The 18,240-nt window shown below is 60.8% G+C and carries 16 protein-coding genes; 12 read left to right on the forward strand and 4 right to left on the reverse strand.

Going from position 1 to position 18,240, the window contains the following annotated elements:
* Window positions 1-81 precede the first annotated feature (81 nt).
* The 3 genes from JMY24_RS19590 (at window position 82) to JMY24_RS19600 (ending at window position 2,553) form a co-directional block, all read left to right on the forward strand.
* The gene (locus JMY24_RS19590) at window positions 82-975 is read left to right on the forward strand and encodes a LysR family transcriptional regulator (RefSeq protein ID WP_128596211.1); all 894 of its coding nucleotides are present in this window, start codon (window positions 82-84) and stop codon (window positions 973-975) included.
* A 164-nt stretch (window positions 976-1,139) separates the two neighbouring features.
* Complete coding sequence (locus JMY24_RS19595; RefSeq protein ID WP_128596236.1) at window positions 1,140-1,970, forward strand: alpha/beta fold hydrolase; 831 nt, start codon at window positions 1,140-1,142, stop codon at window positions 1,968-1,970.
* A 355-nt stretch (window positions 1,971-2,325) separates the two neighbouring features.
* A complete protein-coding gene (locus tag JMY24_RS19600; RefSeq protein WP_128585098.1) occupies window positions 2,326-2,553 on the forward strand; it encodes a hypothetical protein in 228 nt (75 codons plus the stop codon).
* Between the two features lie 188 nt (window positions 2,554-2,741).
* Here JMY24_RS19600 and JMY24_RS19605 read toward each other — a convergent pair whose 3' ends face one another.
* Window positions 2,742-4,970 (reverse strand): NADP-dependent isocitrate dehydrogenase, encoded by a 2,229-nt coding sequence (locus tag JMY24_RS19605; protein ID WP_201702714.1) that lies wholly within the window; start codon window positions 4,968-4,970, stop codon window positions 2,742-2,744.
* 360 nt (window positions 4,971-5,330) lie between these two features.
* Complete coding sequence (locus tag JMY24_RS19610; protein ID WP_128596210.1) at window positions 5,331-6,335, reverse strand: TauD/TfdA family dioxygenase; 1,005 nt, start codon at window positions 6,333-6,335, stop codon at window positions 5,331-5,333.
* Window positions 6,336-6,778: 443 nt separating this feature from the next.
* Here JMY24_RS19610 and JMY24_RS19615 point away from each other — a divergent pair, with 443 nt between their 5' ends.
* Window positions 6,779-7,087, forward strand: a complete 309-nt coding sequence (locus JMY24_RS19615) for a putative quinol monooxygenase (RefSeq protein ID WP_128596209.1) — start codon at window positions 6,779-6,781, stop codon at window positions 7,085-7,087.
* On the forward strand, window positions 7,084-8,247 hold the full coding sequence (locus JMY24_RS19620; RefSeq protein ID WP_128596208.1) for an iron-containing alcohol dehydrogenase: 1,164 nt from the start codon (window positions 7,084-7,086) through the stop codon (window positions 8,245-8,247). The genes JMY24_RS19615 and JMY24_RS19620 overlap by 4 nt, the downstream gene beginning before the upstream one ends.
* 86 nt (window positions 8,248-8,333) lie before the next feature.
* On the opposite strand, the gene JMY24_RS19625 is transcribed toward JMY24_RS19620, so the two are convergent.
* Window positions 8,334-9,728: a sensor histidine kinase gene (locus JMY24_RS19625; RefSeq protein ID WP_128596207.1), complete on the reverse strand. Its 1,395-nt coding sequence runs from the start codon at window positions 9,726-9,728 to the stop codon at window positions 8,334-8,336.
* The gene (locus tag JMY24_RS19630; RefSeq protein ID WP_128596206.1) at window positions 9,718-10,395 is read right to left on the reverse strand and encodes a response regulator; all 678 of its coding nucleotides are present in this window, start codon (window positions 10,393-10,395) and stop codon (window positions 9,718-9,720) included. Before JMY24_RS19630 ends, JMY24_RS19625 begins: the two co-directional genes overlap by 11 nt.
* 285 nt (window positions 10,396-10,680) lie before the next feature.
* Here JMY24_RS19630 and JMY24_RS19635 point away from each other — a divergent pair, with 285 nt between their 5' ends.
* The 7 genes from JMY24_RS19635 (at window position 10,681) to JMY24_RS19665 (ending at window position 18,079) form a co-directional block, all read left to right on the forward strand.
* Window positions 10,681-11,700: an ABC transporter substrate-binding protein gene (locus JMY24_RS19635; RefSeq protein WP_128585101.1), complete on the forward strand. Its 1,020-nt coding sequence runs from the start codon at window positions 10,681-10,683 to the stop codon at window positions 11,698-11,700.
* A gap of 37 nt (window positions 11,701-11,737) precedes the next feature.
* On the forward strand, window positions 11,738-12,532 hold the full coding sequence (locus JMY24_RS19640) for an ABC transporter ATP-binding protein (protein WP_128596205.1): 795 nt from the start codon (window positions 11,738-11,740) through the stop codon (window positions 12,530-12,532).
* 16 nt (window positions 12,533-12,548) lie between these two features.
* Window positions 12,549-13,412 (forward strand): ABC transporter permease, encoded by an 864-nt coding sequence (locus JMY24_RS19645; RefSeq protein ID WP_128596204.1) that lies wholly within the window; start codon window positions 12,549-12,551, stop codon window positions 13,410-13,412.
* A gap of 340 nt (window positions 13,413-13,752) precedes the next feature.
* Window positions 13,753-15,222 carry a tetratricopeptide repeat protein gene (locus JMY24_RS19650; RefSeq protein ID WP_128596203.1) on the forward strand — a complete coding sequence of 490 codons (1,470 nt, stop codon included), beginning with the start codon at window positions 13,753-13,755 and terminating at the stop codon, window positions 15,220-15,222.
* 48 nt (window positions 15,223-15,270) lie between these two features.
* Window positions 15,271-15,753, forward strand: a complete 483-nt coding sequence (locus JMY24_RS19655; RefSeq protein WP_128585103.1) for a glycoside hydrolase family 108 protein — start codon at window positions 15,271-15,273, stop codon at window positions 15,751-15,753.
* The gene (locus JMY24_RS19660; RefSeq protein WP_128596202.1) at window positions 15,753-16,448 is read left to right on the forward strand and encodes a hypothetical protein; all 696 of its coding nucleotides are present in this window, start codon (window positions 15,753-15,755) and stop codon (window positions 16,446-16,448) included. Before JMY24_RS19655 ends, JMY24_RS19660 begins: the two co-directional genes overlap by 1 nt.
* Before the next feature lie 110 nt (window positions 16,449-16,558).
* Window positions 16,559-18,079: an alkaline phosphatase family protein gene (locus JMY24_RS19665; protein WP_201702715.1), complete on the forward strand. Its 1,521-nt coding sequence runs from the start codon at window positions 16,559-16,561 to the stop codon at window positions 18,077-18,079.
* The last annotated feature ends 161 nt before the right edge of the window (window positions 18,080-18,240 follow it).

Raw genomic sequence — 18,240 nt, forward strand, 5'->3', positions numbered from 1 at the left:
GTTTTTTACTGCGTTCCAGCGTAAGTTCAGGTCACTGATAAATCAATTGAAATGAATTGATTGCAGCAATTACAAACAATCATGGATCTGAATCTTCGGGACATTCGCGCGTTTATCGCGGTGGCGCAAACGGGCAGCTTCACGCAAGCGGCAACGCGGCTGCATCTTTCGCAACCCGCATTGACGGTGCAGATCAGGCGCCTTGAGGAAACGCTGGGCTTGCGGCTCTTCGACCGCAACAGTCGCAATGTCGCCCTCACGCCAACGGGCCGCGACCTGCTACCGCTCCTGCAAAAGTCGCTGCACGACATGGAGCATGTGCTGATCGACGCGCGCGCACTCGGCGACGGCGCGAGCGGCACCGTGCGAATAGCCTGCCTGCCGACCTTCGCGGCAAGCTCGCTTCCCGAACTCGTGCAAAGCCTGAAGAAAACCGTACCGCGCGTGAGCTTCGAGGTGCGCGATGTGGTCGCGAGCATGGTCAATACGTTGGTGCGTAACGAAGAGGCCGATATCGGATTAACCGGCGGCGCTCTGGACGACGCGAACCTGGAAGTGCTGCATGCGGGCATCGACAGACTGGTGGTCGTCTGTCCGAAGCGGCACCCGCTAGCGAAGCGGCGGCGCATCACGCTTGCCGATCTTGCAGCGACACCGCTGGTGCTGACCGCGCAAGGCACGAGCGTGAGGGCGGTTGTCGATAGCGCGTTTTCCAGCGCGCGTTGCCTGCCGGAGATTGCCTGCGAGCCGACCTACATGATGAGCGCCGTAGCAATGGTTCGTGCGGGGCTCGGCGTGACGATACTGCCCGCGTCGGCGCGCGAAGTGAGGGCGGAGCCTGAACTCGTGGTGCGTCCCGTCGACGATCCGGCGTTCACGCGCCCTATCGCGCTGATCAAGAAGCGCGGGCGCACGTTGCCGCGCGTCACGGAAGCGTTCGTCGCGATGCTGATTGAGAAGCTCGACTCAGAGTGAACGGCGATTGGGCGTTTGCGGTGTGTTCGCGAGAATCGGCGGGGCGGCAGGGGCAAGGGGCAAGCAGAATCTCGTAGGTTTGTTGCTATGCGCGCCGCTGTGCTGGCAGGCTGGCGCTTGCGATGACAGTACTTGCATGGAAGATGGAAGAGGAGACAACGGCGATGGCAGCTTTCCCGGAACCGAACGACGACTCGCTTGAACGCTTCGAAGCGCACGGCGCGCCGCCGCTGCCCGCGTCGAACGAGTCGGGCTGGGTCGAGCACGAAGGCGCCCGAATCTGGTACGCGTCTCACGGCAGCGGCACGGCAGTGATCCTTTTGCACGGCGGACTTGGTCACAGCGGCAACTGGGGTTATCAGGTGCCGGCGCTCCTCGCTGCCGGCCACCGCGTGGTGGTAATCGACAGCCGCGGCCATGGCCGCAGCACGCGCGATGCGCGGCCGTACAAGTACGAACTGATGGCCTCCGACGTCCTCGCCGTAATGGACGCGCTCGCGCTCGAACGCGCGGCAATCGTCGGCTGGAGTGACGGCGCGTGTGTGGCGATGGTGCTCGGCATGGTGGCGCCGCAACGCGTTGCCGGTGTGTTCTTCTTCGGCTGCAACATGGATCCCGGCGGCACAAAAGAATTTGTAGGAACGCCGGTTATCGACCGCTGTTTCAGCCGGCACCGTCAGGACTATGCACACCTTTCCGCCACGCCCGACGACTTCGATGCATTCGTCGCCGCCGTCAGCGAAATGATGAAGACTGAGCCCAACTATTTTGCGGACGACCTCGCGCGAATCACCGTGCCGGTTGTCATCGCGCAGAGCGAACACGACGAGTTCATCAAACGGGAGCACGCCGAATATCTCGCCGGCGCCATTCCGGGCGCGGACCTGAACCTGTTGCCCGGCGTCAGTCATTTCGCGCCGCTGCAAAGACCGGCGCTGTTCAATAGGGCGATGCTGACGTTCGTGGAGCGCGTGCTGTCGCGAGGCCGGTCCTGAACGCATACAGGTGTGTATCTGCAAGACCCCCGAAATTTCACGATGCGACACGGGGCCTTGCTTCGTAAAAAATCGTGGTGCGTGGCACAAAGCTGTCATTTCGCAATGTCGCCCCACGTTGCACATCGCAAAATGAAACGCGCAACCCACTGATTTTTCGGTGTATTTTTCGTTCCAACGAACCTCTTCGCAACCGCTTGCGCCGTCGCCGGCTGACATAGACTCTTTTACAAGAGCAGGCGCTCCATGCGGTGCAGTGGATTGGATGCGACAAAACGGTGTCGGACAGTCCCCGAATCCCACGCAAGGAGCCGCCATTGCACAGCGGTTTTTATTGGCAATTGGGAGACTAAAAATGAAAGGCTTTCGCTTTGGATCGACCGAAGGAGCGTTCTACATTTTGCCGGGCGAGGACGGTTGGGAAGCATCCTACGGCAACGACAAACTCGGCGAGTTTTCAAGCCCGCAACAAGCGGCTGACGATCTCGCGCGCGGTTTGACCTGCCCGCATCTGTCTGAAGTCGACACCTCGACGCTCGAAATTCCGGAGAAACTGAGCGACTGGGAAATCGTTCACGTCTGACGGACCGCATTACGCGCGTCCGCGTTATGCAGCCAGAAACGACGATGGCGCTCGAGAGCGCCATCGTCATGCTTACCGCTTACTTCCATGCGGCGTTAGGTCTCTGCCTGGCTGCGTCTTCAAGAGCGTGCACAAGTGCATTGTCACCTGCGTCGCTCCTCACACGTGTCAGCACATGGCCGAACACTTCACGCGATCGAGTCCACGATCTGGTTCAGCGTGGCGCTCGGGCGCATAGCCTTGCTCGTCAGTTCGACGTTCGGACGATAGTAGCCGCCGATATCCACCGGCTTGCCTTGCGCTGCACGCAGTTCCTCGAGGATCTTCGCTTCGTTGTCGGCCATTGCCTTCGCCACGCCGGCGAACTGCGCCTGCAACGCGGCGTCTTCCGTTTGCGCGGCCAGTGCTTCCGCCCAGTACATCGCGAGGTAGAAGTGGCTGCCGCGGTTGTCGAGACCGCCAACCTTGCGCGCCGGCGACTTGTCGTTGTCGAGGAACTTGCCGGTTGCCTGATCCAGCGTCTTGGCCAGAACCTGCGCCTTCGGGTTGTGATACGCGCTGCTCAGATGTTCGAGCGACGCAGCCAACGCCAGGAATTCACCCAGCGAGTCCCAACGCAGGAAACCTTCTTCGACCAGTTGCTGAACGTGCTTCGGCGCCGAACCGCCCGCGCCCGTTTCGAACATGCCGCCGCCTGCCATAAGCGGCACGATGGACAGCATCTTCGCGCTGGTGCCCAGTTCCATGATCGGGAACAGGTCGGTCAGGTAGTCGCGCAGCACATTGCCTGTGACCGAGATCGTGTCCTTGCCGGCGCGGATGCGCTCAACCGAGAACTTCGTTGCCTCGACCGGCGTCATGATGCGAATGTCCAGACCGTTCGTGTCATGGCCCTTCAGGTACTGCTCGACCTTCTTGATGATCTGCGCGTCGTGTGCACGAGCCGCGTCCAGCCAGAACACGGCCGGCGTGTTGGTGGCGCGCGCGCGATTCACCGCGAGCTTGACCCAGTCCTGCACCGGTGCGTCTTTGGTCTGGCACATGCGCCAGATGTCGCCCGCTTCCACCGCTTGCTCGATCAGCACAGCGCCGCTTGCGTCGGTCACACGAACCACGCCGTTCGCCGGAATCTGGAACGTCTTGTCGTGTGAACCGTATTCTTCAGCGGCTTGTGCCATCAGGCCGACGTTCGGCACCGTGCCCATAGTGACCGGATCGAATGCGCCGTTCTTCTTGCAGTCTTCGATCACCGCCTGATACACGCCCGCGTAGCAACGGTCCGGAATCACGGCCTTGGCGTCGTGCAGTGCGCCGTCCGCGCCCCACATCTTGCCCGACTCGCGAATCATGGCCGGCATGGACGCGTCGACGATCACGTCGCTCGGCACGTGCAGGCTCGTAATGCCCTTGTCCGAATTGACCATGGCCAGTTGCGGACGCTGTTCGTACTGAGCCTTGATGTCGGCTTCGATCTGCGCAGCCGTTTCGGCCGGCAGGTCTTTGAGGCGTGCGTAAAGATCGCCGATACCGTTGTTCGGATTGAAGCCCGCTTGCGCCAGCGCGTCAGCGTGCTTGGCCAACACGTCTTTGTAGAACACCGACACGACGTGACCGAAGATGATCGGATCGGACACTTTCATCATCGTGGCTTTCAGGTGCACCGAGAACAGCACGCCCTTGCTCTTGGCATCGGCGATTTCCGCTTCGATAAAGCTGCGCAGTGCGTTCTTGCTGAGCACCGACGCGTCGATAATCTCGCCCGCCTGCACCGGCGTCTTTTCCTTCAGAACGGTCTTCGTGCCGTCGGCAGCCGTCAATTCGATCTTCACTGCACCGGCCGCTGCGATCAGCGCCGATTTTTCGCTGCCGTAAAAATCGCCGCCGCTCATGTGCGCGACATGCGACTTGGAGTCCGCAGCCCACGCGCCCATTTTGTGCGGATGCTTGCGTGCGTAGTTCTTCACCGACAGCGGCGCGCGGCGGTCGGAGTTGCCTTCGCGCAGCACAGGGTTGACCGCGCTGCCCTTGATCTTGTCGTAGCGTGCCTTGACGTCTTTTTCCGTGTCGGTCGTGGCGACGTCCGGATACGGCGGCAGCTTGTAGCCCTGATCGCGCAATTCGGTGATCGCGGCCTTCAGTTGCGGCACCGAAGCGCTGATGTTCGGCAGCTTGATGATGTTCGCTTCGGGGCGCGTTGTGAGTCCACCAAGCTCCGCCAGATCGTCGGAACCCTTCTGTTCCGCGGTCAGGTAGTCCGGAAATGCAGCGATGATCCGGCCAGCAAGCGAGATATCGCGCGTTTCAACGATCACGTCGGACGAGCGCGTGAACGCCTTGACGATCGGCAGCAGCGAGTAAGTCGCCAGAGCAGGCGCTTCGTCGGTCAGGGTGTAGATGATCTTCGGCGGTGTGGACATGTTTGATGCTTTGCTAGGTGAAGTGAGAGACAGAGCGTTGGACGCGCTGAGCCAGCGAGTTGCGACGAAGCAGCAAAACGAAGCGCGACCCGCAGCACTACTTTTTACGGCCCGACCGTGAGTATATGCGCGTTTTCCACTGTCCGCTGCTAAACAAACATGCCGACAAAGCCGGTGAAAGTGACGCGATGCCCGCCAGACAAGGCTTTCAGCGATTTAGCTCACGTCTAAAGACATATGTCTTATAGATGACTCACGCGCGGGAATTTCGTCTTAATGCGAATGGTATGCATTAACGCTGGCCCACCTCTGTCGGGCGTGATCGTCCGCTCAACACGGTGCTGCGGTTGTCGTGCCGCGCTACACCGTATCGCCGTGACGGTAGCTCTGTGCCATTGCAACGACCACCTTGCGCGGGCCTTCAAAAGGGTCGCGTGCGTGCGCCGTCAACATGTTGTCGAGCATCAGCACGTCGCCGGTCAGCCAGGGAAACACGACCCGCTGCTCGTCGAGCACGCCGCGAATCTGCGCGAGGGCGTCGGCTTCGAGCGGCGCGCCGTCGCCGTAATACACGTTACGCGGCACGTTTTCCAGGCCGACAGAGTCGATCAGTGCATCCTGCATGTCTTCATCGAGCGACGAAAGATGGAACAGGTTCGCCTGGTTGAACCACACGTTTTCGCCTGTGCGCGGATGCCGCGCCACCGCCTGGCAACGTTCACGGGTGCGCAGAAGCAACTCGCCGTCTTCGCTGTCGCGCCATTCGCATTCAATGCCGCGCGCGCGGCAAATGCGCTCGACGACGGCTGGATCGTCCGAGCCGAAGGCCTGCTGCCACGGCAAATCGAGCCCTTGCCCGAAGTTGCGCACGTATAGCAGTTCGCGGCTCGCAAAACGTTCGACGAGCGCGGGATCGAGCGCGCGATAAATCGCGCGGCTGTCCGCAATCGGCGTCGCGCCGCCGGAACGCGCGGCGAGCGCGCAGTGAAACCAGATCCGCAACGGCCATTCGCGCGTGTACGACTGCTCGTTGTGCAAAGGGATCGAGCGATGCGGCGGATATTCCGTCGACGTATACACCGCGCCCTCAACCTGGCTGCGCGGCGTAGACGCGAATTCGTAACCGATCAACGGATGCCCGAACGATGCCGCGAAACCCTGAAACGCATCGATCGAATCAACCCGGAAGCCTGAAAAGAGCACGCCGCCGGCGCGCTCGAGCGTCTCGTCGACAATCGCATGCAGCAGCGGAGCGGCGTCGTTCAACGACATGTCCTCGCCCGTACGCGGTGACACGACGGTGGGTAGCCCAGGCTCGATCGAAAGGTCGGCGAGCGTGGGCCGCGGAGTCGAAAGCATGGTCATAAGAATTCCTCGGGATGAAGCCGCGTACCGGCGCTGTTCTGGCGCGCCCGGTCATGCGGCGCTGGACGTAGCCGCCTCGTCCATGTGCGCGCCGCAATCATGAAAGCGAGCGGCAGCGCGTAAGTTCGCGCAGTGCTTCCATGCGCTCGACGTTGCGCGGACATCGTTTATCGGCGGCGCGCACGCTCGTTCTCTCGAAAAACACGGTCACAATCTAACGTAAACGCGAATCATTCTCAATATACGCTTCGAACGACCTGGCAGAGCTGATGGCTCCCCTGCGGAACGCAGAAGGACGACGAGTTCGCCGTTCAACGGCCGATCCGAATCTGGTACAACTGATGCTCTGCGCCGCGTCCACGCTGCATCGGCAATATCCGCGGCGCGCGGTGACATCGGCTTCGCACTGTGAGATTTCTACTACTGTCTTGTTGGAGTAACTAATGGCTAATGCCTACCTGCAGGTGATCGCGCATTTTTTCGCCAAGCCCGGCAACGGTGACGCGATCGTGGAGCATCTCACCGAGCTCGCCGCCGCCACTCGCGCGGAGCCGAAGAACCTCTACTACGAATTTTTCCGCTCACCGCTCGAGCCTGACCATTTTGTGATCCTCGAACAGTACAGCGATGCGGACGGCCTCGCCGAGCATCGCGATACCGAACATTTTCAGCGCCTTGGTTTCGGCACAATCGTTCCATTGCTGGAGCGACGCGAAGTGTCGAGCCATATGGTGCCGGGAGAAGCAGCATGACGAACGCATTCCGCTTTCAAACGGTGCCCACGCTGATAGTCGAATTTGGCGCGGCTCGTCGGCTCGGCGCTTTGTTGCGCGCGCAGTTTCCGGCGCTTGAACGTCTGTGTGTCGTGACGGACGGCTTCCTGCACAAGAGCGGCTTACTGGGCCCGGCGCTTGCCGATCTCGCGGCGCATGGCTGGAATGCGACGGTGATCGACGACGTAATCGCCGATCCGCCAGAACATATCGTGCTTGAAGCGACGGCTCGCGCGCGCAGCGCCGGTGCCGAGATCGTGCTGGGCTTGGGCGGCGGCTCGTCGATGGACGTCGCCAAGCTCATCGCGGTGCTCGCTCCACAGCAACAGCAGCAACTCAGTGAAATGTATGGCGTGAACAAGGTGACGGTGCAGCGCCTGCCGCTCGTACAGATGCCGACGACCGCGGGAACCGGCTCCGAAGTCACAGCTGTGTCGATTGTCACAGTCGGCGAGGCCAAGAAGATGGGCGTCGTCGCGCCGCAACTGATCGCCGATCTGGCGATTCTCGACGCCGAACTCACGCTCGGGCTTCCCGTTGCCGCCACGGCGGCCACCGGCATCGACGCCATGGTTCACGCGATCGAAGCGTACACGTCCGCGCATCTCAAGAACCCGGTATCCGACATGCTCGCGATAAAGGCGCTTGAACTGCTCTCGCGCAACCTGCTGCCCGCGTGCGAAAACGGCAGCAATCGCGAAGCGCGCGAGGCAATGCTGCTCGGCGCGACTTTCGCGGGGCAGGCATTTGCAAACTCCCCGGTGGCTGCGGTGCACGCGCTTGCCTATCCGATCGGCGGCATTTATCACGTGCCGCACGGGCTTTCCAATGCGCTGGTGCTGCCGCATGTGTTGCGCTTCAACGCTGAACCGGCGGCACATCTTTACGCGGAACTCGCCGACGTGGTCGTGCCGGGAGCGACAGGCAGCGCCGAAGCAAAGACCCAGGCGCTGATCGAAAAGCTCGAACAGATGATCGCCGCCACAGCGATTCCGGCGCGACTGCGCGATGTCGGCATCGAGCGTGAAGGGCTCGGACGCATGGCCAGCGACGCGATGTTGCAAACGCGACTACTCGTGAATAATCCGCGGCCAGTCAGCGAGGCCGATGCGTTGGCGATTTACAACGCTGCCTTTTGATACGTTTTGACTTCGACACTGGCACAGCAGCGAGCGCGAGATTTTCAACGCGATACAGCCGCCGGCGGCCGCGATAGCCGGCGCTGCTAACCTGCGCGCGAATGCCCCGACGCCGCGCGCGGAAAAGAAACGGTGATATGCACGCCTTTGCCGCCCTCGCCCGGTTCAAGCGCGATATCGCCTTTATGCGCGTCCGCGATTTCGCGCACGATGGCGAGCCCGAGACCAGTGCCCTCCGTATCGGTCGAGGCGCGAAAGAACGGTTCGAATACGCGGCTGCGAGACTCGGCTGGAATGCCGGGGCCGTCGTCGATCACGCTAACGGTAACCCTGTGCGCATCGGCGGTCACCGCGACCGTGACGTGCCCGCCGCTGCCCGTGTAGCGGATAGCGTTCTCCGCGAGATTCGCGATCAGCGCCTGAAGCAGGCCACGGTGTCCAGCCACCGGCGCCAGATCGCAAAGCTCCGCGCCGAGATCGATTTGCCGCCCCTGCGCAAGCAACGCGAGGTCTTCCACCACTTCCATTGCCAACGGCACGAGATCCACCGTTTCGACGATCACCTGCCGGTTGTCCGCCGCCTCGGCCTGAGCGAGCAGCAACAGCTTGTTGGTAAGTCCGACCATTGAACGGTTGCTGCGATGCATGGCGGCCAGTGCTTCATCGAGCGCGGGATTCACGCCGCCTTGCTGCCGCGCGAACTGCAACTGGGTGCCGAGCAGCGTGAGCGGCGTGCGCAACTGGTGAGCGGCGTCGGCGATAAAACGGCGTTGTGCGGCGACCTGCACGCCGAGGCGCGCAATGCACTGATTGATCGCTTCGACAATCGGCCGCAATTCCGTATGCAGACGGTCCACGCGAATCGGTTCGAGTTGCATCGGATCGCGATCGGCGACCTCGTCCTTGACCTTCATCAATGGACGCAATTCGAAGGTCAGACCGATGCACACGAGCGCCACGGCAAGCGCGATCATTTCGATCTGCCGCACGAGTTGCGGCTGCCATAGTTGTTCGGCCATTGCGTCGCGCGAACGCACCGTCTTGCCAACGGTGACGCGCACGCGGCGCGTCGCGCCGTTGTCGTACATGAGCCGTACCAGTCCCACGGCGCGCACGTTCTGGCCGTATAGCGCGGTGTCGTAGTGGTCCGGCGTATCGGCCGCTTGCGCGGGACGCGGCGGAAAATCCGGTGTACCCGCGAGCAGTTGCCGGTCGTCCACATTGACGCTGTAGAACACCTGATCGCGATAAGGCGACGCGAAGATCTCGAGCGCTGCTGGCGGTACATCCACGCGCAGGAAACCGTCGACCCATTCCACCTCGCCTGCAATCATTCGCGCGGAGGAAATAAGCTGATTGTCCTGCACCAGATCGGCCGTTCGCCGGGCATTGTCGTACTCGGCCTTGCCAGTCACGAACACATACAATGCGAGCGGCACCAGCAACCACCATAACAATCGGACGCGCAAACTATTGGTCATCTTCTTTCTTGCGCAGCAGATAGCCGAGCCCGCGCAGCGTGATGATGGCCGCCGAACTGCCGTCGAGCTTCTTGCGCAAGCGTGAGATATAAATCTCCACCGCGTCTTCGCTCGGCTCGTCAGCGAGCGTGAAGATCGCGTCGACGAGCGCGGGCTTGGTCACCGTTTTGCCCAGTCTCAGGATCAGCGTTTCGAGCACCGAGCGCTCGCGCGGCGTGACGTTCAGCGGCGCGCCCTTCAAGGTGAACTGGCGGGTGTCGATGTCGAATGCAAGGTCGCCGCATACTACTTCGCTCGCCTTCGACGGCGACTGACGACGGATCGCCACCTTGATTCGCGCGATCAACTCGCGCACTTCGAATGGCTTCACCAGGTAGTCGTCGGCGCCCGCGCCGAGCAACTCCACTTTCTCGTCGATCGAACCGCTCGCCGTCAGAATCAGCACGGGGGTCGCGTCGCCGCGCTGACGCAGCCGGCGCAGCACGTTTTTGCCCGACAACTTCGGCAAATTGAGGTCGAGCAGGATCACGTCATAGTGATTCGTGCGCAGCAAACGGTCCGCCGCGTCGCCGTCCTGCACGGCGTCCAGAGCGAATGCCTCCTGTTCCAGCATCTTCGCGAGCCAGTGAGCGAGCGTGGGGTTGTCTTCGATAAGCAGCAGCTTCATGGCGCAAACGGCGAGAGTCAGGGCGTCGATTGTGCCGTAAAAATAGGGCGCTGCGCGTATCGCGTGCGGTTCGCAGCATACAGTTCCATGTTTTGCCTGGAGCTTCCGGTGCATGCGCTGCGCGCGGTTTGCGGCACGATTTCGCGCGGTTCGGGGTTAACACTCACTATTTGCCGACACCGTCGAAAGCTCCCAGAAGGTTTCCGATTTCTATAATCGCCGTCATTCACTCAAAAAGCGCCGCATGGTCCATAGGGCGGCGGCCAAACCTCAGGAGACTGCCTCATGCGTACCTTGCGCCAGATTGCCGTTGTGTCCGGTGTTGCGTTTGCCCTTGCCGCAGCTTCGGCCGCCGCTCATGCGGAGAAACTCACGATCATGGTCGGCGGCGCCACCAAGATCATTTACCTGCCGGCCAAGCTGACTGAACAACTCGGCTACTTCAAGGAAGAAGGCCTCGACGTCGAAATTCTCTCGCAGCCGGCGGGTGTGGATGCCGAGAACGAACTGCTCGCAGGCGCGGTGCAAGGCGTAGTGGGCTTCTACGATCACACTATCGATCTGCAGAGCAAAGGCAAGGAAGTGCAGGCGCTGGTGATCTTCGGCCAGGTGCCGGGCGAAGTCGAAATGGTCTCCACGAAAGCGGCAGACAGCTTCAAGAGCATGGCTGATGCAAAAGGCAAGACGCTCGGCGTGACCGGCCTCGGCTCCTCGACAAGCTTCCTCACGCAATACCTGGCGCAACGTGCGGGTGTGCCGTCCACGCAATACACGCTGTTGCCAGTAGGTGCCGACAATAGCTTTATCGCGGCCATCAAACAAAGCCGCATCGACGCCGGCATGACGACCGAGCCGACGGTCTCGCAACTTCTGAAGACCGGCGACGCGAAAGTACTGGTCGACATGCGCACGCTCGAAGGCACGCGCGCAGCGCTCGGCGGCACTTATCCGGCTTCGAGCTTCTACGTGCAACGCGCGTGGGCCGAGTCGCACAAGAGCGACGCAGCGAAGCTCTCGCACGCTTTCGCAAAGACGCTGAATTTCATCGCCACGCATAGCGCTGAAGAGATCGCGGCCAAGATGCCGAAAGACTACTACGGCAATAACAAGGACCTTTACGTCGGCGCATTGAAGGCGTCGCTGCCCATGTTCACGAAGGACGGCAAGATGCCCGCCGACGGTCCGGAAACCGTGTTGAAAGTGCTCTCCGCTTTCAATCCCTCGGTGAAGGGCAAGCACATCGACCTCGCCAAGACCTACACGAACGACTTCGTGGCAACGCCGGTCAAGACCGCGGCGAAGTAACGTCATCCACATCAAGCAAACTGCGAGGCACCAGCCGATGAACCAACCTATGTCACGCGAGACGCCTGCAATCGAAATGCGCAACGTGTCCTGCCGTTTCATTTCTCCGGACGGCAAGGCAACAATCGCGTTGCGCGACTTCAGCATGTCGGTGGCGCGCGGCCAGTTCGTCGCGATTGTCGGGCCTACGGGCTGCGGCAAATCCACCACGCTCAGCATGATTACGGGGTTGCTCAAGCCCACTACCGGCGAAGTGCGTGTAATGGGCGCACCGGTTGACGGTATCGATCCGCGCATCGGCTTCGTGTTTCAGGCAGACGCGGTGTTTCCGTGGCGCTCCGTCATCGACAACGTCGCAGCCGGCCCGCTGTATCGCGGCCGCTCGAAATCCGCCGCCTACGAAGAAGCGAACGAGTGGTTGCGCCGTGTGGGCCTCGACAAGTTCGGCAAGCACTATCCGCATCAGCTGTCCGGCGGCATGCGCAAACGCGTGGCGCTCGCGCAAACTTTCATCAACCGGCCGGAAATCCTGTTGATGGACGAACCGTTCTCCGCGCTCGACATGCAAACGCGCACGTTGATGCAGGACGAGTTGCTGCAGTTGTGGGGCGGCGCCGGGTCGGTCGTGTTTGTCACGCACGATCTCGAGGAAGCGATTGCACTCGCCGACCGCGTGTTCGTGCTGACCGCGCGCCCCGCCACGCTGAAGAAGGTCTACGAGATCGATCTGCCGCGTCCGCGCGTCACGTCGGAAGTTCGCTACGACCCGCGTTTCATTGAAATCTCGCGCGACATCTGGCACGACCTGCGCGAAGAAGTGCAGATCGGTTAATCAAGGAAAGCGAAACATGTCTACTACCCCTCAACAGATGATGCCCTCGGGCATCGACGCCGCGTCGCTCGCGCAGGTCGAACGGGTCGCGCAAAAACGTATCCGGCAGCGTCAGGCGCTGGTGATTGCGCTGCGTATCGCCGTGCTGGTGATCGTGCTCGGCGGCTGGGAACTGTCCGCGCGCCTGAAGTGGATCGACCCGTTCTTCTTTTCGATGCCGACCGCGATCTTCGATCAGATCGTCGACTGGTTCGTGAACGGCACGTCTCAAGGCCCGCTTCTCACGCAGGTGTGGGTCACGCTCGAAGAGACGGGGCTCGGCTTCATTATCGGTTCCGTCGCCGGTGTGTTTTGCGGCATTCTGCTCGGCCGCAACAAGCTGCTGTCGGACGTGTTCAGCCTCTACATCAAGATCGCCAACTCGATTCCGCGTGTGGTGCTCGGCTCCGTGTTCGTGATTGCGCTGGGGCTCGGCATGGCTTCGAAGGTTGCACTCGCCGTGGTGATGGTGTTCTTCGTCGTGTTCGCCAATGCGTTTCAGGGCGTGCGTGAAGCGGATCGCTACATGATCGCGAATGCGCAGATTCTCGGAGCGTCGCGCCGTCAGGTGACCACGTCGGTTGTGATTCCCTCGGCATTGAGCTGGATTCTTGCAAGCTTGCATGTGAGCTTCGGCTTTGCGCTCGTCGGCGCAGTGGTCGGCGAATTTCTCGGCTCGAAACAAGGTATCGGCCTGCTGATTTCCACCGCGCAAGGTGCGTTCAACGCAAGCGGCGTGTTTGCCGCGATGATCGTGTTGGCCGTGGTCGCGTTGGCAGCGGACTACTTGTTGACCGCAGTCGAGCAGCGCTTGTTGAAATGGCGGCCGGCAGCCGTCTAGACCTAAACCACCTTGCCGTGTGAAAGCGCGGCGGTAAAAACAATGCCGTTCGGTGAGTGACCGAACGGCATTTTTGCATTCTGATGTCCCTGCTTTTGCGGGCGATTCGCTCGTGTGCACCACCATCTGACTTCGCGCACGCTGTTGGCCGTCAGCACACTTTGACGCGTGGGTAGTTGGCCGACGCACGACACTCTTCTTCGCAGATCACTTTGCCATCGGCCTGGCGGCCTTCGCAGATGCCGTTCGCAGATCCGTTCACGCGCATGGCACATTCGATGCATAACAGCGGCCACCGCAAGTCGCGCGTTTCCCAACATCGAACGAGCCGAGGTGAGTCATGTCGAGTGTGCAAACGCAACGCCGGTCGATGCATTTGCGAAGCCGTCCTTTGCATGGAAGCGGCGCACGTCGGCGTAATGGTCACCACTTCTCCGGTGTGATTGGGCTCGGTCTGCGAACTGCGGGCTTTATCGGTCGCGGTCCGAAAGAACTGTGGCCGTATGTCTTGCCGTGGGTCTTCGCGTTCCTCGCCATCGCGTTTTTCTGTCTTGTCCTACGTGGCGTGCTCACGCGGCAACTGCTGGTGCCGCCGGTCGAAGCGCCGCAATCGTTAGTGACACGCGGTTATACGTCCAATTTCCTCGCTGAGCGGATCATGTCCGCAATGAGGCAGATCGGGCAGGACGCCGAGTCGATTCCGCACGATACGATGGCCGATAACGACGCGCAGCCCGACATCCAGATTCCCGGTCAGGATATGTCTTATGCGTCCACGGTCCGTTTTATCAAATGCATCGTCAAACGCAAGGACGTAGTGGTTCACGTCGGCATCGCCAGGCTCGACGACGGCGCGGACTCATACGTCGCGCACGTGCAGATAGAAGGCGGCCCTTTCGACTCCCGCGAGAGCACGGTGCGGTTCGAAGGAAGCGATCTGACGACGTTCGTGCATGACATTGCGGTCAAAGCCATGCGCCTTGCCGAGCCGAACATACTCGCCAGCCATCTGTTTTCCGAAGTGCAGAGAACGAAGTGCTCACTCGCGCACTGCAATTACGGCGACATTGTCTCGATCTATGACGAAGTCCTGGCCATGCCCGCTTCCGAACAAAGCGAATGGGCGCTTGCCGGCAAGGCATGGTTGCTCGCCAGTCAAGGGCTCGCGAAAGAAGCCGAGCAGCAGACGCGCGAAGCATTGACTATCTATAAGGACTCGGCGATTTTGCGCGCGAGCCTCGGCATCGCACTCGAGCAGCAGCATCGCCTGGACGATGCACTTGACGCACTGCGAGCCGCAGCAAAGAGTAAGGCGACCACAGCAGAAAACCTGCGTCTTCTCGGCGACGTGTCATTGCATTCAGGCCGTTACGTGGAAGCACTGGATGCATTCAGGCAGGCGTATCGGATGAAACCCGACTCGGTCGACAATCTCCACGATTGGGGCGAAGCGCTCATCGCGATCGGCAAATACGACGAAGCCATAGAGAAGCTATCGCGCGCCGTCTCCCTACGTCCCGACCTCGCGCCCTCTTACGCGGAATGGGGCAGGGCACTAAACAAGAAGGGCGATCTGCACGGCGCAGCGAGCAAGTTCACGCAAGCGTTCCGGCTCGACCCGGGCGCATTGTCAGCGAGAGAGATCCGCATCGCGCAATTCGGCGCGGCGTTCCAGGATCGCAACAACGCTGGCCAGGCAAAACACGATGCACGCGTGCGACCAGCTTCAAATCAACCGGCAGATTACCGCCTGGAAGCTTCGCAACCAGCGAGCCGCAACGTTGGCCCGAACGCAATGCCAATTGCTTGACCGAAGCACGACCTGTTCGTCACCACACTCAATGCGAGGAGACCATCGATGGAGAACTTCGAGGATGCATTCAAGGCGCTGATCGGAAGTGAAGGCGGTTATTCCTTCAATCCTGCCGATCCTGGGGGCGAGACGATGTGGGGCGTCACAGCCCACGTAGCGCGCAGCCAGGGATATAACGGCGCGATGAAGGACTTGCCGCTCGATACCGCCAGGCAGATCGCCAAACAAAAGTACTGGAACCCGCTGCATCTCGACGAACTCGATCCGCGTGTGGCCTTCCAGATTTTCGACGCAAACTATAACGGCGGACTTGTCGTGCTGTGGATGCAGAAAGCGTCCGGCGCGATAGAAGACGGCAAATTCGGGCCGGACACATTAGAGGCAGTGAAGAACACGGACCCCATGAAATTTGTGATGCGATTCGCAGCTTATCGCCTGCGGTATCTGAGGAATCTTCACGCGTGGTCGAGTTTTAGCCGAGGCTGGACGGAACGGATGGCCTCCAATCTTCTTCTGGGAGCAGCATGATGGACTGGTCGAAAGTAGCGACGAATATCGGCAGCACCGCCCCGCTTCTTGCCGGGCTCATCGGCGGGCCTGTCGGTATCGGCGTATCGGCCGCCGCCGCGATTATTTCTCACTCGCTCGGCACGCCCAGCAATCCCGCTGAGGTTGAGCGGGCATTGAGCGATCCGGGCGCGCTGGAGAAGATCAAGCAGGCGGAAGGCGCCAACGCGCTGCAGTTACAGCAACTAGTGGTGACCGCCGCACAGGCGCGGCTTGCTCACGAGACGGACATGGCGCGTATCGAAACCAGCGACCGCGCCAGCGCACGCGCAATGTCGCTAGCCAACGGCGATTGGGTCCCTAAGGTACTCGCGATGGCGGTCACCGCCGGCTTCTTCGGCATCCTGCTGCTGATGGCTTTCCAGCCTTTGCCTGGAGTCAACAAGGATCTTGTCAACGTGATCGTCGGGGCATTAGGCACGGCCTGGATCAGCATCATCGGCTACTACTTCGGCACGTCGGTTGGATCGATGAGAAAGACTGAACTGCTCGCGAAACCGAGCGTACCAATCACACCAGACAGCGCAGTGACTTTGCGAGAACCCGCAACGCCCCCAGTTGCAGCGGCGCATATGGCCGCTGCCACGCCGCACGCGGAAGTGTTCCACCCGTTGGCGCCCGGTGGGCAAGGGCCGATTTTCTCTGGCGTCTCATAGCGATACAGGGCTTTCGTCGCAGGGCTTTCGTCGCAGCGCTTTTTGCGCTACGTTTGCAACACTGAGACTTCTCACGTTCAGTCTTGCATAGGACTGGTGGAGCGATGCACATGGGCGACGTCCAACTCGGCAACGCGGCACAACAACAAGCGCATGCGCAGAACGACCCGATTCGCCACGTGGTTCTTCTGCTCATGGAAAACCATTCTTTCGACCAGATGCTGGGCTGCCTCGACGAAGTGCATGAGGATCTGGACGGCGTACGCAACGCTGCGTCAAAAACAAACGACGACGGCAAAGGCCACACCTTCTTCCCTCGCCCCACGCGCGCACGGCAAATGAAGCTCGATCCGGATCATGGGCATTCGGCCGTGCTCAGTCAGATCGACTCGAACAACAGCGGATTCGTGCGCTCCTTCGTTAAGGACTATCCAACGAGCAGTCTTGCCGCGCGGCAGGACATCATGGGCTACTACCCGCGTGGCTTTCTGCCGGCGCTGCACACGCTCGGAGAGCAGTTCACCGTATGCGACAGATGGTTTTCATCGCTGCCCGGCCCAACGTGGCCCAACCGCTACTTCGCGCTTTCCGGCACTTCGAAGGGGCAGGTGGGCATGCCTTCCGGCCTCGACGCGCTCAATCCCAGGTGGTACACGGAGCAGGATCAAGACACGATATTTGACCGCCTGAACGACGCTAAAAAAACCTGGACCGTCTATTTCTACGACTTCCCCGCGTCATTGCTATTCAAGAATCAGCGCAAAGCCGAGAACCTCGCGAACTACCGCTATTTCGACAATTTCTTTCCCGATGCGGCAGGGCCGGCCGATGCGTTTCCGGAGTTCGTGCTAATAGAGCCCAAGTACTTCGGCGAGGCACAGAACGACGATCATCCGCCGCATAACGTCATGAAGGCGGAAAAGCTGATCGCGGACACCTACAACGCATTGCGTTCGAATCAGCCGTTGTGGGAAAGTACATTGTTAGTCATCCTTTACGACGAGCACGGTGGCTTCTACGACCACGTGCCGCCGCCGTCAGACTCGGTCGCGCCCGACGAATACACGCGCATGTTCGACTTCACGCGGCTAGGCGTACGCGTGCCCGCCCTCCTCGTGTCTCCGTGGTGCGACGGTGGTGTGTGCCACGCGCAATTCGACCATTGCAGCGTGCTGAGATATCTCTGCGACAAGTGGGGCCTGCCTCCGCTCGGCAAACGCACGGAAGCCTCGGCAAGCGTCGGGCTGGCGATCCGCACCATCGGCACGCCCCGCGCCGACACGCCTCAGTTCATTCGGGTGAGTAATCAATCGCTCATTCCGGAGCACGTGGAACTGGAAAAGAAGGCGTCGAACAGCAATCAGCGTGGGCTCCACCATTTCGCGGACTTTCTACATATCGAGCTCGACCGATTGGAGACATATGCAGTGGTATCAGCGGCAAATCTTGCGCGCGCGGACAACGGCTGGGTACGCGTGAAAAGCGTGCTGGGTTCGGCGTTGATCGGCTTGGGGCAGTGGCTTAGCAAAGACTTCTATCAGGTCCGTGATCTGCGGGATGAGCGCACCAACCACGCATTCACGCGGCTGTCGCAGCGCGCCAACGAAGCCGTGCACACCCGCAGCGAATGACAGCAGCTACACGCCGGGTTCCCGGGGCGTCAGAAGGATAAAACGGCCCGGCTCGCCGCCGTCCGTTTATCTCAATTTCAGCAACGAAGTTTACCGAAAAGCACCATTACTCTCTCCAGTTTGCAAACCTACAATGTAATCACTGGCTGCGAACAACAAGG

Origin of the sequence: Paraburkholderia kirstenboschensis, from assembly GCF_904848585.1 — a bacterium.
GTDB lineage: Bacteria > Pseudomonadota > Gammaproteobacteria > Burkholderiales > Burkholderiaceae > Paraburkholderia > Paraburkholderia kirstenboschensis.

Bases quoted from the DNA above. Each gene is read 5' to 3' on its own strand.
- JMY24_RS19590 (WP_128596211.1), top strand. From the start codon at position 82: ATGGATCTGAATCTTCGGGACATTCGCGCGTTTATCGCGGTGGCGCAA.
- JMY24_RS19595 (WP_128596236.1), top strand. From the start codon at position 1,140: ATGGCAGCTTTCCCGGAACCGAACGACGACTCGCTTGAACGCTTCGAA.
- JMY24_RS19600 (WP_128585098.1), top strand. From the start codon at position 2,326: ATGAAAGGCTTTCGCTTTGGATCGACCGAAGGAGCGTTCTACATTTTG.
- JMY24_RS19605 (WP_201702714.1), bottom strand. From the start codon at position 4,970: ATGTCCACACCGCCGAAGATCATCTACACCCTGACCGACGAAGCGCCT.
- JMY24_RS19610 (WP_128596210.1), bottom strand. From the start codon at position 6,335: ATGACCATGCTTTCGACTCCGCGGCCCACGCTCGCCGACCTTTCGATC.
- JMY24_RS19615 (WP_128596209.1), top strand. From the start codon at position 6,779: ATGGCTAATGCCTACCTGCAGGTGATCGCGCATTTTTTCGCCAAGCCC.
- JMY24_RS19620 (WP_128596208.1), top strand. From the start codon at position 7,084: ATGACGAACGCATTCCGCTTTCAAACGGTGCCCACGCTGATAGTCGAA.
- JMY24_RS19625 (WP_128596207.1), bottom strand. From the start codon at position 9,728: ATGACCAATAGTTTGCGCGTCCGATTGTTATGGTGGTTGCTGGTGCCG.
- JMY24_RS19630 (WP_128596206.1), bottom strand. From the start codon at position 10,395: ATGAAGCTGCTGCTTATCGAAGACAACCCCACGCTCGCTCACTGGCTC.
- JMY24_RS19635 (WP_128585101.1), top strand. From the start codon at position 10,681: ATGCGTACCTTGCGCCAGATTGCCGTTGTGTCCGGTGTTGCGTTTGCC.
- JMY24_RS19640 (WP_128596205.1), top strand. From the start codon at position 11,738: ATGAACCAACCTATGTCACGCGAGACGCCTGCAATCGAAATGCGCAAC.
- JMY24_RS19645 (WP_128596204.1), top strand. From the start codon at position 12,549: ATGTCTACTACCCCTCAACAGATGATGCCCTCGGGCATCGACGCCGCG.
- JMY24_RS19650 (WP_128596203.1), top strand. From the start codon at position 13,753: ATGTCGAGTGTGCAAACGCAACGCCGGTCGATGCATTTGCGAAGCCGT.
- JMY24_RS19655 (WP_128585103.1), top strand. From the start codon at position 15,271: ATGGAGAACTTCGAGGATGCATTCAAGGCGCTGATCGGAAGTGAAGGC.
- JMY24_RS19660 (WP_128596202.1), top strand. From the start codon at position 15,753: ATGGACTGGTCGAAAGTAGCGACGAATATCGGCAGCACCGCCCCGCTT.
- JMY24_RS19665 (WP_201702715.1), top strand. From the start codon at position 16,559: ATGGGCGACGTCCAACTCGGCAACGCGGCACAACAACAAGCGCATGCG.